The following is a 14618-nucleotide window of genomic DNA, read 5'->3' as shown; positions in this document are numbered from 1 at the left end:
AATCGGTACGACCGCCACCGCCGTGCCCGCCACCCTCGCGGCGGCCGGGCAGCCGGGTACGCTTGCCGCCAGTGCGGGCCTTGATCGGCGCGCCCTGGCGGCGCTTTTTAGCGCCCCGGCGCGATTGCGTCAGAACTTGGGTATTCCGCCTAGTCAGGTGAAGGAAAGGTACGTCAAGCCAATCAGGCTTTTCTGATGCCGCCGGAAACGGCGCATTTCTACCATGCGCACAGCTTCCTCCCCTTGAAGGTGTGCCCCATGAATCCCTCTCAAACGCCCTCGGCGACTATTGTCGATCCGGGGGTGACCAGGCCAACGAATTCAACCTGCAGATCAGCGAGCGGCGCAACAAGTACCGCGCCGACGCCAACGCCGAGCTGACCCGCGTCGAGAGCGAGCTGGCGCAGTCGCTGGAAAACACCGCGGGCCGCGAGGACGTGATGAAGCGCACGACCATCACCGCGCCGCTCAAGGGCATCGTCAAGAACGTCCGCGCCAACACCATCGGCGGCGTGATCCAGCAGGGTCAGGACATCATGGAAATCGTCCCGATCGAGGACCAGCTGCTGGTGGAGGCGAAGATCCGCCCGGCCGACGTGGCCTTCCTGCGCCCCGGCCTGCCCGCCACGGTGAAGATTTCCGCCTACGACTTCGCCATCTACGGCGGGCTCAAGGGCAAGGTCGAGCTGATCAGCCCCGACACCATCAAGGACGACGAGATGGCCCGCGCGGGCCGTCCGGACACTTCCTTCTACCGGGTACTGGTGCGCACCGACGAAGCCGAGCTGACCCGCGGTGACAAGCACTTCCCGATCATCCCCGGCATGACCGCCACGGCGGAAATCCGCACCGGGGAAAAAACCATCCTGGATTACATACTCAAGCCCGCGTTGAAAGCACGCGAGGCTTTCCGCGAGAGATAATTGAAATGAAAAACCGTAAACACTCCCCGAACGAGCTTTCCAACCCGCGCTGGCGATTCCGCCATTCGGCACTGGTGCTGGCCCTGGCATCCCTGGGCTCGCTGGCCGAAGCCGCGACTTCCGATGAACTGGGCAGCGCGCTGAGCTTCTACTCCAAGCCCAAGGTCGCTACGGCCGAGTCGCTGACCGGCGGTGCGCTGCAGGGCGAGCTGGTGGCTTCCATCGCCGCTCCTGCCGCTCCCGTAACCGAGGTGGCCAAGCCCGCTGCGCCTGTGGCGAAGGCCGAGCCTGAAGCGCCGAAGGCCGTCGCTGCTGCCCCCTCTGCCGCAGCGATCAAGCCGCAGTCGACGAAGCTGGACCTGAGCCTGCCCGAGGACATCAAGTCGGGCGTGTCGGCGTCGAGCCTGGGCAGCAACGAGGCTTCGCTGGCGTATATCCGCGAGATGGTCAACACCGCGCTGCGCATCAGCCCGGAAATGAAACAGGCCGACGCCAGCTGGCAGGCCGCCCAGGGCGATGTGGACCAGGCCAAGGGTGCGCGCTGGCCGCAGGTGCAGATCAGCGCCAGTTCGAAGACGCTGCAGAGCAGCAAGAGCGACTATGGCAACGATGGTTCCACCACCGTGCAGATGGTCACGCCGGTCTATGACTTCGGCGCCATCAGCCACAACATCGATAGCCGCAAGAGCACGGCGAAGGCCCAGGAAGAAGCCAAGGGCCAGACCGAGGTTTCGGTCGCCTACAACACCGCCTCGGCGGTGGTCGAGCTGGCCCACCAGCAGCAGGCGCTGGAGATCAGCGATCGCTACGTGGCGCGCATGCGTGAGCTGGTGAACATGCTGTCGAAGATTTCCGAAGTGGACCCCGGCCGTCGCAGTGAAGTGGTCCAGGCCCGCTCGCGCCTGCTGCAGGCGGAAACCGCCCGCAACCTGGTGCAATCCAGGCTGAAAGAGACCCAGACGACCCTGGCCAAGCTGGTCGGCGAGGACGTGACGGTGCCGGCGAACGCCAAGTGGGACTGGGTGCCGATGCCGGTCGACCAGGCCCTGGAACTGCTGCCCGAGCAGCCGGCCCTGCGCCAGGCTCGCTGGGAGAAGGAAGCCGCGCTGGCCAGCGCCGACTCGGTGAAATCCTCGCGCATGCCGAAGCTGAACTGGGTCGTGGGGCGCAACACCGGGACCAACATGCTCGACAACAAGGAGCCCTGGTCCACCGGTCTTGCGGTGGAGTGGAATGCCTTCTCCGGTGGTTCGGCTTCGGCCGCGCAACGCGCCGCGTACGCTCGCGCCAGTGCGGCGGAGCAGAAGATGGAAGCGACCCGTCGCGAGTCGGAGTACCGTATCCGCAACCTGGCGGAGCAGCGTGACCTGGCGGCTTCCCGAGTGGGCGAGTACAAGGAGCTGCTGGTGGAGTCCGACCGCGTCCGCAAGATGTTCTATGACCAGTGGTACCACCTGGGCAAGCGCACCCTGCTGGACGTGCTGATCGCCGAGAACGAGTACTACTCGACGCAGATCGCGGCCTCGGACACCTACTACCAGTCCAAGACGTCCGACCTGCGCATCCGCGCCGAAACCAGCGGCCTGCTGGGCTGGCTGGCGCCGGGTAGCGATTCGGCCGAGCATTGACCGCGCGCGGTCCGCGCAACGACCGCCCCCGCCTGTTTTCTTCCTCTCTCCCGGCGTGTCCGCTTCGGTGGTCATGAGGGCCTGACTCGTCCCTTCATCGAGACGGACATGCCGCGGAGCCTCCCTCGACAGTCAGTACGATCGTCATAATTTGAATGACTTTGGCCCTTGCTTTCGTCGCTGTGCGTCGATGTGTCGCAGGGTGCGCAGGGGCATTTCGCGACTTTCGCCAGGCTTCTTGATCGCCATCATGGCAAGGACTTTGCCGAAGGCGTTGGCGGCATTCGAAGACCCGCTGAAAATCCGCTGAAAGCCGCGTCCCTCATGGTACTGGCATATTCCCACGGCATGCCCGCGCAAGCCCCTGGCAGGGAGGGAATAACCCTGCACATTTCCGGTGAATTGGTTGTTTTATGAGCGATTTGGCCCGGAACTGTTTCTCTGGCTGAGAAAATATCTTGTTAAAAATGGGCGGAATGGGCCTTGAAAGGGGTTTCTGAAATGCTTTGTAATACCCGCCGTCCATTTCCTACCCCCAAATCGCTGAGTCGCACTGACGCGGATCATTGCCAGTGTTCACCCTTTGGTGCAGCGGCATAACAACAGGGGGCTGCCATCGGTGGGCTCCTGTCATACGACGAGTCGGGCAATCCGCTCGTGCATCCGGTGTGCGACGCGCGCGTTCCAACGAACCGCCAGTCCAGACACCACACGCTGAATAACACGGAACGAATCAGCTGACGAAATCGGTTTCGCATCGCGAAGACCGGGCGACCTCCCTTTGCCTGGAATCCTTGCGGCCGCGTTCGTGAATCCATGACAGCCCTGGCAGGCGGCTTGGAAAAGTCGCGGGTAACGAGTCGTCGAGCAATGCGTGGCGAAGGCTCATGGGCGGTGAAGCGATTTTCATCCACTAAGGCCGCAAGATGAAAAAAGAGCAGTACACAGGAATTTTGAAGAGACTTGCGTTTCTACCGATGCTGATGCTCGGTGGTTGCAACATGGCGCTGTTCGACCCGAAAGGGCAGGTCGGCGCCGACGAGAAGTCCCTGATCATCACGGCAACCCTGCTGATGCTGATCGTGGTGGTGCCGGTCATCCTGATGACCTTCGGGTTCGCCTGGAAATACCGGGCCTCGAACACCAAGGCCACCTACATGCCGGACTGGTCGCACTCGACCAAAATCGAGCTGGTGGTATGGCTGGTTCCCTGCCTGATCATCGCCGTGCTCGGCTGGATCACCTGGGAGAGCACCCACAAGCTGGACCCGTATCGTCCGCTGGATTCCGAGGTCAAGCCGGTGACCATCCAGGCCATCTCGCTGGACTGGAAGTGGCTGTTCATCTACCCGGAACAGGGCATCGCCACCGTCAACGAAATCGCCTTCCCGAAAGACACCCCGGTGAACTTCCAGATCACCTCGGATTCGGTGATGAACTCCTTCTTCATCCCGCAGCTGGGCAGCCAGATCTACTCCATGGCCGGGATGATGACCAAGCTGCACCTGATCGCCAACGAAGAAGGCGTGTTCGACGGCATCTCCGCGAACTACAGCGGCGGCGGCTTCTCGGGCATGAAGTTCAAGGCCATCTCCACCTCCGAGCAGGGCTTCCAGGAGTGGGTCGCGAAGGTCAAGGCCTCGCAGCAGACCCTGAACCTGGATCAGTACCCGGAGCTGGTGAAGCCGACCGAGAACGTCCCGGCGACCTACTTCGCCACCGTCAGCCCCGAGCTGTTCTCCCACGTGCTGAACAAGTGGGAACACGCAGGCCACGCCATGGCCAAGGCCCACGAAGCCAAAGAACAGGCCGAGAAGGGCGAGCACGGCGAAGCCGCGCATGACGAGTCCGCGATGGCGGGCCACGACATGAGCAACATGCAAGGCATGCCCGGCATGCAAATGAATCCGAGCCAGGAGTAAGCGCAGATGTTCGGGAAACTGACACTGTCGGCCGTGCCGTATCACGAGCCGATCATCGTCATCACGCTGGCCATCGTCGCCCTGTTGGGCCTCGGTGTGTTCGGCGCGATCACCTACTACCGCAAGTGGACCTACCTGTGGACCGAATGGCTGACGTCCATCGACCACAAGAAGATCGGCGTGATGTACATCATCGTCGCCCTGGTCATGCTCCTGCGCGGCTTCGCCGACGCCATCATGATGCGCGGCCAGCTCGCGCTGGCTGAAGGCGCCAACCACGGCTACCTGCCGCCGGAACACTACGACCAGATCTTCACCGCTCACGGCGTGATCATGATCATCTTCATGGCCATGCCCTTCATGACCGGCCTGATGAACCTGGCCGTGCCGCTGCAGATCGGCGCGCGCGACGTGGCGTTCCCGTTCCTGAACTCGCTGAGCTTCTGGCTGCTGGTCGTCAGCGCCATGCTGGTGAACGTCTCGCTGGGCCTGGGTGAATTCGCCCGTACCGGCTGGGTCGCGTACCCGCCGCTGTCCGAGCTGGCCTACAGCCCGGGCGTGGGTGTGGACTACTACATCTGGGCGCTACAGATATCGGGCATGGGTACCTTGCTCACGGGGATCAACTTCCTGGTCACCGTGTTCAAGATGCGCACCCCCGGCATGAAGCTGATGCAGATGCCGATCTTCACCTGGACCTGCACCTTCGCCAACATCCTGATCGTTGCGTCGTTCCCGATCCTGACCGCGGCCCTGGGCCTGCTGTCGCTGGACCGTTACTTCGACATGCACTTCTTCACCAACGAGCTGGGCGGCAACGCCATGATGTACATCAACCTCTTCTGGGCCTGGGGCCATCCTGAGGTGTACATCCTGATCCTGCCGGCCTTCGGTATCTTCTCCGAAGTCACCGCGACCTTCGCCGGCAAGCGCATGTTCGGCTACACCTCGATGGTGTGGGCGAGCGCCGCGATCACCTTCCTCGGCTTCACCGTGTGGCTGCACCACTTCTTCACCATGGGTTCGGGCGGCGACGTCAACGGCTTCTTCGGCGTTGCGACCATGCTGATCTCCATCCCGACCGGGGTGAAGCTGTTCAACTGGCTGTTCACCATCTACCGTGGCCGCCTGCGTTTCGACACCCCGATCCTGTGGACCCTGGGCTTCATCGTCACCTTCACCATCGGTGGCATGACCGGCGTTCTGCTGGCCATTCCGGGTGCCGACTACCTGCTGCACAACAGCCTGTTCCTGATCGCCCACTTCCACAACACCATCATCGGTGGCGCGGTGTTCGGCTACCTGGCCGGCTTCGTCTTCTGGTTCCCGAAAGCCTTCGGCTTCAAGCTGGACGAGAAGTGGGGCAAGCGTTCCTTCTGGTGCTGGCTGGTCGGCTTCTACATGGCCTTCATGCCGCTGTACATCCTCGGCTTCATGGGCATGACCCGTCGCCTGAACCACTACGACAACCCGATGTGGAAGCCGTACCTGGTGGTGGCGTTCTTCGGCGCCGTGCTGATCTTCTTCGGCATCGCCTGCCAGCTGATCCAGCTGCTGGTGTCGATCAAGAACCGCAAGGCACTGGCCGACCTGACCGGCGACCCGTGGGGCGGCCGTACCCTGGAGTGGTCCACTTCCTCGCCGCCGCCGTACTACAACTTCGCCGAGCTGCCGAAGGTCAACGACATCGACGCGTTCCACGACATGAAGCAGACCGGTACCGCGTACCGCAAGCTGCCGGCCTACGCGCCGATCCACATGCCGAAGAACACCGCCGCCGGTTTCTCCATCGCGCTGTTCGCCTTCATCTTCGGCTTCGCCGCCATCTGGCACATCTGGTGGCTGGTGGGCGTGGGCTTCGTCGGGATGATCGCTTCGGTCATCGTGCGCAGCTACGTCACCGACCTGGACTACTACGTCCAGCCGGATGAGATCGAGCGCATCGAAAACGCCAACTTCCAGAAACTCGCCACTGCGCAGGTATAAGCGATGTCTACGGCAGTACTGAATCAACACCTGGTCGATACGCACGAAGCGGCGCATGACCACGACCACGCCCACGACAGCGGCGGCATGACGGTCTTCGGCTTCTGGCTGTACCTGATGACCGACTGCATCCTGTTCGCGAGCGTCTTCGCCACCTACGCCGTGCTGGTCAACCACACGGCCGGCGGCCCGAGCGGCAAGGACATCTTCGAACTGCCCTACGTGGCCGTCGAAACCGCGATCCTGCTGATCTCCTCCTGCACCTACGGCCTGGCCATGCTGGCTGCGCACAAGGGTGCCAAGGGCAAGGCCATCGCCTGGCTGGGCGTGACCTTCCTCTGCGGCGCGGCGTTCATCGGCATGGAACTCAACGAGTTCCATCACCTGATCGTCGAAGGCTTCGGCCCGAGCCGCAGCGCCTTCCTGTCGTCCTTCTTCACCCTGGTCGGCATGCACGGCCTGCACGTAAGTGCCGGCCTGCTGTGGATGCTGGTGCTGATGGCGCAGATCGGCACCCGCGGCCTGACCGCGCAGAACAACACCCGCATGATGTGCCTGAGCCTGTTCTGGCACTTCCTGGACATCGTCTGGATCTGCGTCTTCACCGTCGTCTACCTGATGGGGGCTCTGTAATGTCCGCTGCTGCACATCATCACGACTCCCACGGCGCCCACGGCCACGACAACCACGGCGCCGGCCACGGCAGCCTGGGTTCGTACGCCATCGGCTTCGTGCTCTCGGTGATCCTGACCGCGATCCCGTTCTACATGGTCATCGACGGCGGCTTCTCGCGTCACGCCACCCTGCTGACCATGGTGATCCTCGGCCTGGTCCAGGTCGTCGTGCACCTGATCTGCTTCCTGCACATGAACTTCAGCTCCGAAGGCCGCTGGAACGTCATGGCATTCATCTTCACCGCCATCATCATCCTGCTGGTGGTCGGTCTGTCGCTGTGGATCATCTACACCGCAGACACCCTGATGATGCCGATGCCCTGAGGGCCGATGAAGTGAAACTCAAGCGTTATCTGCTGGTCGCCAAGCCGGGCATCATCTTCGGCAACCTGATCGCGGTGGCGGGGGGATACTTCCTCGCCGCCCGCGGCAGCGTTGACCCGATGCTGCTGCTGGCCACCGTGATCGGCCTGTCCCTGGTCGTTGCCAGCGGTTGTGTGTTCAACAACTGCATCGACCGCGACATCGATCGCTTCATGGAGCGTACCCGCAGCCGTGTCACCGTGACCGGGCAGATCTCGCTGAAGGCCGCCCTGGCCCACGGTGTGGTCCTGGGCGCTGCAGGCTTCGGCCTGCTGCTGTGGAAGACCAACGTGCAGGCAACCCTGCTCGCCGCGTTCGGCTTCTTCGTCTACGTCGTGCTCTACAGCCTCTGGCTCAAGCGCAGCTCGGTCTACGGCACGCTGGTCGGCAGTCTCTCCGGAGCCATGCCGCCGGTAGTAGGCTACTGCGCCGCCAGCGGTCACTTCGACATGGGCGCGGCGGTGCTGCTGCTGATCTTCTGCCTCTGGCAGATGCCGCACAGCTACGCCATCGCGATCTTCCGCCTCAACGACTACCGCGCCGCCGGGATTCCCGTGCTGCCGGTGGAGCGGGGCATCGAAGCGACCAAGAAGCAGATCCTCTACTACGTCGTGGCCTTTGGTCTTGCGACCCTGCTGCTGACCGTGACCGGCTTCGCCGGCTACGGTTACCTGGTGGTCGCGCTGGCCGTCAGCGCCTGGTGGTTGTTCATCGCGGTGAAAGGCTTCAGCGCCGAAGACGACCGCCGCTGGGCGCGCCAGCTGTTCGCCTTCTCCATCATCGCGATCAGCGTGCTGAGCCTGATGATGTCCATCGACTTCCAGGCCATCCCGGCCCAGTCGATGCTGGCGGCGCTGTAAGGCTGCTGTTCTGCAACGAAAAAGCCGCCCTTCGGGGCGGCTTTTTTGTGCCTGTCGGATGGGCTTTTCGTAGGAGCGAGCTTGCTCGCGAACGCTCTTCCCCGCAGCTCCTGCGCTCGGGCGGTTCGCGAGCAAGCTCGCTCCTACAGGGGCACCGCTGCGCAGGTCCGTAGGATGGCGTGGAGCGAAGCGATACCCATCATGGCGGATAACGCTGCGCGTTATGCGCCCTACCGAGATCAGCCCTGGCGTAGGGCGGATAACGGCGAAGCCGTTATCCGCCGATGTATTCAAGCCTCAGTGCAGCTTCAAGCGCGGCTCGGTACTACCCCCCGATGCGGTTCGCTCCTACAGGATGGCGCCAATGCTCTCGTAGGAGCGGACCTTGTCCGCGAAGGCCGTAAAACGGCCATCGGTACTCCGGTAACCCGGCAGCAGCAGGGAAGCATTTCGCGGATAGGATCCGCTCCTACCGGTCAGGCACCGCCTTGCGCGTAGGAGCGGACTCCGTCCGCGATCGCTAGCCGATCAATGCAGCTTCAACCGCGGCTCCGTACTGCGCCCGATGCGGTCTGCGATCATCAGCAGCGCGGTGCGGAACGGCCCGTACAGCGCCACCTGGTGCATGCGGTACAGCGACACGTAGAACATCCGCGCCAGCCAGCCTTCGAGCTTCACGCTGCCCATCAGGTTGCCCATCAGGTTGCCAACAGCACTGAAGCGCGACAGCGAGATCAGCGAGCCATAGTCGGTGTAGCGGTACTCCGGCAGCGGCTTGCCTTCCAGGCGCGCGACGATGGCCTTGGCCAGCAGCGAAGCCTGCTGGTGTGCGGCCTGGGCGCGCGGCGGCACGCTGCGTTCGCTGCCATCGCCCATGGGGCAGGCGGCGCAGTCACCGAAGGCGAAGACGTTGTCGTCGCGGGTGGTCTGCAGGGTAGGGCGGACCACCAGTTGGTTGATGCGGTTGGTTTCCAGGCCGTCGATGTCCTTGAGCAGGCTCGGCGCGCGGATGCCCGCCGCCCAGACCTTCAGGCTCGCCGGAATGAACTCGCCCACCGCCGTGCGCAGGCCTTCGGCGGTCACTTCCTGCACCGCCGAACCGGTGAGCACGCGCACGCCGAGTTTCTCCAGCGTCTGGTGCACCGGTTGGCTGATGCGCTCGGGCAGCGCCGGCAGCACGCGCGGACCGGCCTCGATCAGGGTGATGCGCATGTTCTGCGGCTGGATGCCGGTCAGGCCATAGGCGGCCAGCTCCTGTGCGGCGTGGTGCAGCTCGGCCGACAGTTCGACGCCCGTGGCCCCGGCGCCAACGATGGCGACGCTGATCTGGTCGTCCTTGTCCTGCCCGGCGTGGGCGCGCAGGTAGTGGGTCAGCAGCAGCTTGTGGAAGCGCTCGGCCTGCTCGCGGGTATCCAGGAAGATGCAGTGATCCGCGGCGCCCTGGGTGCCGAAGTCATTGGTGGTGCTGCCGATGGCCAGGACCAGGGTGTCGTACTCCAGGCTGCGCGCCGGCACCAGCTCTTCGCCCTGCTCATCGAGCGTGGCGGCGAGCTGGATGCGCTTGCCCGCGCGGTCCAGGCCGGTGAGGCGGCCGAGCTGGAATTCGAAGTGGTTCCATTTCGCCTGGGCGACGTAGTTCAGCTCATCCTCGGAGGAGTTGAGCGAGCCGGCGGCGACTTCGTGCAGCAGGGGTTTCCAGATGTGGGTGAGGTTGGCGTCAACGAGCGTAATGCGCGCCTTGCCTTTTTTACCCAGGGTGCGGCCGAGACGGGTCGCGAGCTCCAGCCCGCCGGCGCCGCCGCCGACGATCACGATACGATGGGACATGGTGCATTCTCATAGCTTAAGGAATCCTGTATCGGCCCGTGGCGGCACGGCGCTCACGCAAGGTAGGCCAGGAGGCGGCTCAGCAAACCCAGGGCGATGACCACAGCGAGCAAGGCTCCCATCATCAGCCAGGGCTTGAACGGCGCGCGTTGGACCTGGTGGACGGGAGAGCTGAGGTACTGATCGACCTTCTGCTGGTCTTCGGGGCTCAGGCGACTGGGCATGGGCGGCCTCCGTTTATAATGTCGAGCATTCTAGTAGGGCTTGGGCGGCCTCTCAATGCGCCGCCGATCAATGCCGCTTTGCGTCGGCGCCTATTTACAGGCCGACGCCCATGTCGAAGAGGATGCTGCGGCCCAGGCTGCCGCGCAGGAAATCCGGCGCGTCACTGTGAGCGAACAGCACGCGGGCGAAGGTTGGCCCGACCACCGACAGCGAGCGCCACCCTTGGCGCAGGTACTCGGTAGGCGGCGGAAAGGGCGTGTTGAAGTCCGGCGTTTCGCGCTTGAGGCTGACGAAGGCGAGCAGGTCCAGCTCGCGCGGGTCGATGCCGCGCTCGGTGTAGTTGTGCGCCTTCTTGCGCAGCGTCGGCGCCAGGCGCGCCTGCAGTTCCGCACAGGGAATCCGCCGTGGCCGCTGCTCGCGGCGGATCAACTGGTTGAGGCTCTGCGCCATGCGCCGGCGCAGCAGCTCTTCCTTCCACTCCTCGTTGAGCCGGCGCCCCTGGTCAAGAACGAAGAACACCTCGAAGGTGGCGTCGCGGAACAGCACGTCCGGCGGCTGCTGGGTGGGCGCGATGAAGTCTTCCTGGCGATACGGCACCTTCAGCGCTTGCAGCAGGCGCTGGCAGGCCCAGCACTCGCGTTCCCACTTGCGCGAGTTGGAGAGGAAGTCGTTGGCCTGTTCCGCCTGGCGTGTCAGCAGGCGCAGATAGTCGGTCTCGTTCATGCCTCAAGCATAGTTGCTGGCAACTGCAGGCGGGCGCCGATGCCGGTGTAGACTGTTGCCAATCATTGGCGGTTCCGGGCAGGGGGAAGCGTGAGACGAGTGCTGGGCGGGTTGTTATTGATGGTCCTGACGAGCCTGGCGGTGGCGCAGGAGTCGCCGGCCATCGGCTGGACGCTGCTGGACCAGTTCGACCAACCTTACACGGCCAACGCCGACCTCAAGGTGCTGCTGGTCGCCCACGACATGGCCGGTTCGAAGCTGGTGAAAGCAGCGCTGGCGGAGCGCCCGGCCGGTTATCTCGAAGCGCGCCACGCCGCCTTCGTCGCGGACATCAGCCGCATGCCGGCGCCCATCTCCAAGCTGTTCGCCATCCCCGCGATGCGCGACTACTCCTACCGCGTGCTGCTCGACCGCGAGCCGCGCGTGGCCAATCGCTTCCCGGCCCAGGCAGAGGCCGTGACCTGGCTGCAACTGGACCAGGGCAAGGTCATTGCGACTGATCAGTTCAATTCGGCTGAAATCCTGCGCGAGGCGCTGGAGCGAGGCGCACCGTGATCTCCGCGCAGCTGCTGTCAGCGGAAACCCTGGAGATCGGCTGGGCCATCTATCTGCCCATCGTCGCCTGGGCTATCTGGCGCGCGCCCTGGCTGGAACTGGTCAGCGACTTCCGCCGCCAGCACCTGGTGTTCGGCACCATGCTCGGTTTGTTCCTGCTCTGGCTGGTGCGGCGCGATTTTGCTTCCGGGGTGTCCTTCCACTTCATCGGAATGACCGCCGTGACCCTGCTGCTGGACTGGCCGCTGGCGGTGCTGGTCGGTTTGGTTGCGCAACTGGGGCTGTGCGCCATCGGCCGGCAGGACTGGGCAGCCATCGGCGTCAACGGCATCCTGCTGGTGCTGATTCCGGTCGTCATCACCGAGCTGGCGGCGATCTTCGTCGAGCGTCGGCAGCCGCGAAACCTGTTCGTCTACATCTTCTGTTCGGGCTTCTTCCCCGCGGCCCTCGCGGCGCTGTGCAGCCTGCTGCTGGGTCTCGCGCTGCTGTGGATGGACGGCGTATTCCCGATGCCGCCGTGGATCGAGGACTTCATCGGCTACCTCTGGCTGATCATGTTCCCCGAGGCGTTCATCAACGGCACCATCGTCACCGGGCTGGTGGTCTTCTATCCGGATTGGCTGGAAACCTTCAACCGCACGCGCTACCTGCAGGCGCCGTGGAAGGACGACGATGAATCGCGCTGATGTTCGGCCATCTGCGAGGCCCATGGCTTCGGCGGTTTGATCCAGGTCAGTTCGGAAACGTCCTAGGATCAGGGAAGCTTGGCCCCCACTCGCAAGGAGATAGCCGATGAGCATTCACAGCTGGGCCGAACAACGCCTCCACGAACTGCTGATCGAAGCCGAAGCGGCGGGGCAGGACCCGCAATTGGCCGTGCGTGCGCTGCTCAGTGCCGTGGTGCAGGCCAATGCGCAGGTCCGCACCCAGGAAGACCTGGGCCACGAACTGCACTTCCTCGCTGACAACCTGGATGAGGAACGGGACTACGCTTTCATGCGGCCGTGACCTCAAGCCGTAGGGCTTCGCTTTTCTGTAGGAGCGAGCTCGCTCGCGAACGCTCTTTTCGGCGGGAAAGCCTGGTACTCGGACGGTTCGCGAGCAAGCTCGCTTCTACCAGGAGTCCTGCCGCCGCAGGGGAGGGCGCAGAAAAAAGCCGCCTTTGGGGCGGCTTTTTTTCGGGTCAATGCCCGCGCGGTTTATCGAGATCCCCGGAGAACAGTTCATCCTCGAGGTTGTCGCCGGGGATGGCGTGATCCTCGGCGGCCCAGGCGCCGAGATCGATCAGCTTGCAGCGGTGAGAACAGAAGGGGCGGAACTCGCTCTTGGCGCTCCACTCCACGGGGGCGCCACAAGTCGGGCATTCCACGGTCAGGGGTTGGCTCATGGTTGTCCTCCACGCAGGCCTAGATAGAACTGATGCAGACGCTCGACCTGCTGGTGCAGGTGGCTGAGGTCGCCATCGTTGAGCAGCACGTCGTCCGCGTGCTTGAGTCGGTCCTCGCGCAAGGCCTGGGCCTTGAGAATCGAGCGGACCTGTTCTTCGGACACCTGGTCGCGGCGCATGGTGCGCTCCAGTTGCAGGTGTTCGGGGGTATCCACCACCAGCACGCGCTGGGTCATGCGGTGCTGGCCGGACTCCACCAGCAGCGGCGAGACCAGGATGGCGTAGGGCGATTGCGCCAGGGCCAGGTTACTGGCGATCTCCTGGCCGATCAGCGGGTGCAGCAATTGCTCCAGCCAGCGGCGCTCGTCTTCGGCCTTGAAGATGCGCTCGCGCAGGGCGGCGCGGTTGAGCTGGCCGTCCGGCAGCAACATGGCGTCGCCGAAGCGTTCGACGATCTTCGCCAGGGCAGGACGGCCAGGTTCCACCACCCAGCGCGCGGCGTGGTCGGCGTCGACCATGTGGATGCCCAGCGAGGCGAAATGCTCGGCGGCGGCGCTTTTGCCGCTGCCGATGCCGCCGGTGAGGCCCAGAATCCAGGGTTTCATCGTTCTCCTTCAGCCGGCCCGCTGGCCGTCCAGATGCGCCGAAGAGATTCGGCGCAGGAGAAGGCTAGCGGAAACCGGCGAACTGCAGATAGGTCGCGGTTATTTGATCACCCCAGAGCAGCGCAATCCAGCCGGCGATGGCCAGATAGGGGCCGAAGGGGATCGGCGTACTGGTTTCGGCGTTACGCAGGCGCAGCATGATCACGCCCAGCACCGCGCCCACCAGCGACGAGAACAGGATGGTCAGCGGCAGCACCTGCCAGCCACCCCAGGCGCCGAGCATGGCCAGCAGCTTGAAGTCGCCGTAACCCATGCCTTCCTTGCCGGTGATCAGCTTGAACAGCCAGTACACCGACCACAGGCTGAGGTAGCCGAACACCGCGCCCCAGAGCGCATCGCCTAGGTTGGTGAACAACCCGAAATGGTTAACGATCAGCCCCAGCCAGAGCAGCGGCAGCACCAGGGCGTCCGGCAACAGCTGATGATCGACATCGATCATGCTCATCGCCAGTAGACCCCAGGTCAGCAGCAGCATCGCCCCGGCCTGCCAGCCGAAGCCGTAATGCCAGGCGATGAAGGCCGACAGCACGCCGCAGGCCAGCTCCACCAACGGGTAACGCTTGCTGATCGGCGCCTTGCAGGACGAACACTTGCCGCCCAGCGCCAGCCAGCTGACCACCGGGATGTTCTCCCAGGGCTTGATCTCGTGGGCGCAGTGCGGGCATTGGGAGTTCGGCAGGATCAGGTTGTAGGTCGGACGCTTCTCACCCTCCGGCAGCCCCAGGGTTTCCTGCGCCTGCTGCTGCCAGTCGAGCTCCATCATCCGCGGCAGGCGATGAATGACCACGTTGAGGAAGCTGCCGACCAACAGGCCGAGGAGGGTGACGCATAAAACAAAGGCCAGCGGGGTGCTGGCCAGGAAGTTAGTCACGGACATGGG

General features: G+C 63.9%; 18 protein-coding genes. 12 read left to right on the top strand and 6 right to left on the bottom strand.

What is annotated here, in order from left to right; translation table 11 throughout:
* The 9 genes from ACCC94_RS10190 to cyoE form a co-directional block, all read left to right on the top strand.
* On the top strand, nt 1–196 hold a 196-nt coding region (locus tag ACCC94_RS10190; protein ID WP_413349294.1), incomplete at its 5' end, for a hypothetical protein.
* A 55-nt stretch (nt 197–251) separates the two neighbouring features.
* Complete coding sequence (locus ACCC94_RS10185; RefSeq protein WP_413349293.1) at nt 252–923, top strand: HlyD family type I secretion periplasmic adaptor subunit; 672 nt, start codon at nt 252–254, stop codon at nt 921–923.
* 5 nt (nt 924–928) lie between these two features.
* Entirely contained in the window at nt 929–2551 is a 1623-nt protein-coding gene (locus ACCC94_RS10180; RefSeq protein ID WP_413349292.1) for a TolC family protein, read from the top strand.
* A 168-nt stretch (nt 2552–2719) separates the two neighbouring features.
* Complete coding sequence (locus ACCC94_RS10175; protein ID WP_413349291.1) at nt 2720–2968, top strand: hypothetical protein; 249 nt, start codon at nt 2720–2722, stop codon at nt 2966–2968.
* Between the two features lie 509 nt (nt 2969–3477).
* Nucleotides 3478–4473: a ubiquinol oxidase subunit II gene (gene cyoA / locus ACCC94_RS10170; RefSeq protein WP_413349290.1), complete on the top strand. Its 996-nt coding sequence runs from the start codon at nt 3478–3480 to the stop codon at nt 4471–4473.
* A gap of 6 nt (nt 4474–4479) precedes the next feature.
* Nucleotides 4480–6459 carry a cytochrome o ubiquinol oxidase subunit I gene (gene cyoB / locus ACCC94_RS10165; protein WP_413349289.1) on the top strand — a complete coding sequence of 660 codons (1980 nt, stop codon included), beginning with the start codon at nt 4480–4482 and terminating at the stop codon, nt 6457–6459.
* A 3-nt stretch (nt 6460–6462) separates the two neighbouring features.
* Nucleotides 6463–7092 (top strand): cytochrome o ubiquinol oxidase subunit III, encoded by a 630-nt coding sequence (gene cyoC / locus ACCC94_RS10160; protein ID WP_015475724.1) that lies wholly within the window; start codon nt 6463–6465, stop codon nt 7090–7092.
* Nucleotides 7092–7457 (top strand): cytochrome o ubiquinol oxidase subunit IV, encoded by a 366-nt coding sequence (cyoD, locus tag ACCC94_RS10155; RefSeq protein ID WP_413349288.1) that lies wholly within the window; start codon nt 7092–7094, stop codon nt 7455–7457. The genes cyoC and cyoD overlap by 1 nt, the downstream gene beginning before the upstream one ends.
* A gap of 11 nt (nt 7458–7468) precedes the next feature.
* Nucleotides 7469–8356 (top strand): heme o synthase, encoded by an 888-nt coding sequence (gene cyoE / locus ACCC94_RS10150; protein WP_413349287.1) that lies wholly within the window; start codon nt 7469–7471, stop codon nt 8354–8356.
* 528 nt (nt 8357–8884) lie between these two features.
* Here the strand turns inward: cyoE and ACCC94_RS10145 are convergent.
* The 3 genes from ACCC94_RS10145 to ACCC94_RS10135 form a co-directional block, all read right to left on the bottom strand.
* Complete coding sequence (locus ACCC94_RS10145) at nt 8885–10183, bottom strand: NAD(P)/FAD-dependent oxidoreductase (RefSeq protein WP_413349286.1); 1299 nt, start codon at nt 10181–10183, stop codon at nt 8885–8887.
* Nucleotides 10184–10236: 53 nt separating this feature from the next.
* Nucleotides 10237–10407, bottom strand: a complete 171-nt coding sequence (locus ACCC94_RS10140; RefSeq protein ID WP_017516731.1) for a DUF3094 domain-containing protein — start codon at nt 10405–10407, stop codon at nt 10237–10239.
* Nucleotides 10408–10501: 94 nt separating this feature from the next.
* Complete coding sequence (locus ACCC94_RS10135) at nt 10502–11131, bottom strand: DUF1780 domain-containing protein (protein WP_413349285.1); 630 nt, start codon at nt 11129–11131, stop codon at nt 10502–10504.
* A gap of 120 nt (nt 11132–11251) precedes the next feature.
* Between ACCC94_RS10135 and ACCC94_RS10130 the strand changes: the two genes are divergently transcribed.
* The 3 genes from ACCC94_RS10130 to ACCC94_RS10120 all read left to right on the top strand — a co-directional run bounded on the left by ACCC94_RS10130 (nt 11252) and on the right by ACCC94_RS10120 (nt 12694).
* On the top strand, nt 11252–11686 hold the full coding sequence (locus ACCC94_RS10130; protein WP_413349296.1) for an FAD/FMN-containing dehydrogenase: 435 nt from the start codon (nt 11252–11254) through the stop codon (nt 11684–11686).
* Nucleotides 11683–12372, top strand: coding sequence for an energy-coupling factor ABC transporter permease (locus ACCC94_RS10125; RefSeq protein ID WP_413349284.1), 690 nt, complete (start codon nt 11683–11685; stop codon nt 12370–12372). The genes ACCC94_RS10130 and ACCC94_RS10125 overlap by 4 nt, the downstream gene beginning before the upstream one ends.
* Before the next feature lie 106 nt (nt 12373–12478).
* A complete protein-coding gene (locus ACCC94_RS10120) occupies nt 12479–12694 on the top strand; it encodes a hypothetical protein (RefSeq protein ID WP_138526814.1) in 216 nt (71 codons plus the stop codon).
* Between the two features lie 175 nt (nt 12695–12869).
* On the opposite strand, the gene yacG is transcribed toward ACCC94_RS10120, so the two are convergent.
* From yacG to ACCC94_RS10105, 3 genes are all read right to left on the bottom strand, one after another.
* Nucleotides 12870–13073, bottom strand: a complete 204-nt coding sequence (yacG, locus tag ACCC94_RS10115) for a DNA gyrase inhibitor YacG (RefSeq protein ID WP_413349282.1) — start codon at nt 13071–13073, stop codon at nt 12870–12872.
* Nucleotides 13070–13678 carry a dephospho-CoA kinase gene (coaE, locus tag ACCC94_RS10110; protein WP_413349281.1) on the bottom strand — a complete coding sequence of 203 codons (609 nt, stop codon included), beginning with the start codon at nt 13676–13678 and terminating at the stop codon, nt 13070–13072. The genes yacG and coaE overlap by 4 nt, the downstream gene beginning before the upstream one ends.
* Before the next feature lie 64 nt (nt 13679–13742).
* Nucleotides 13743–14615 carry a prepilin peptidase gene (locus ACCC94_RS10105; RefSeq protein WP_413349280.1) on the bottom strand — a complete coding sequence of 291 codons (873 nt, stop codon included), beginning with the start codon at nt 14613–14615 and terminating at the stop codon, nt 13743–13745.
* Nucleotides 14616–14618: the final 3 nt, after the last annotated feature.

Origin of the sequence: Pseudomonas sp. Pseusp97, from assembly GCF_047304025.1 — a bacterium.
GTDB lineage: Bacteria > Pseudomonadota > Gammaproteobacteria > Pseudomonadales > Pseudomonadaceae > Pseudomonas.
This window is presented reverse-complemented; position numbering and strand designations above follow the sequence as displayed.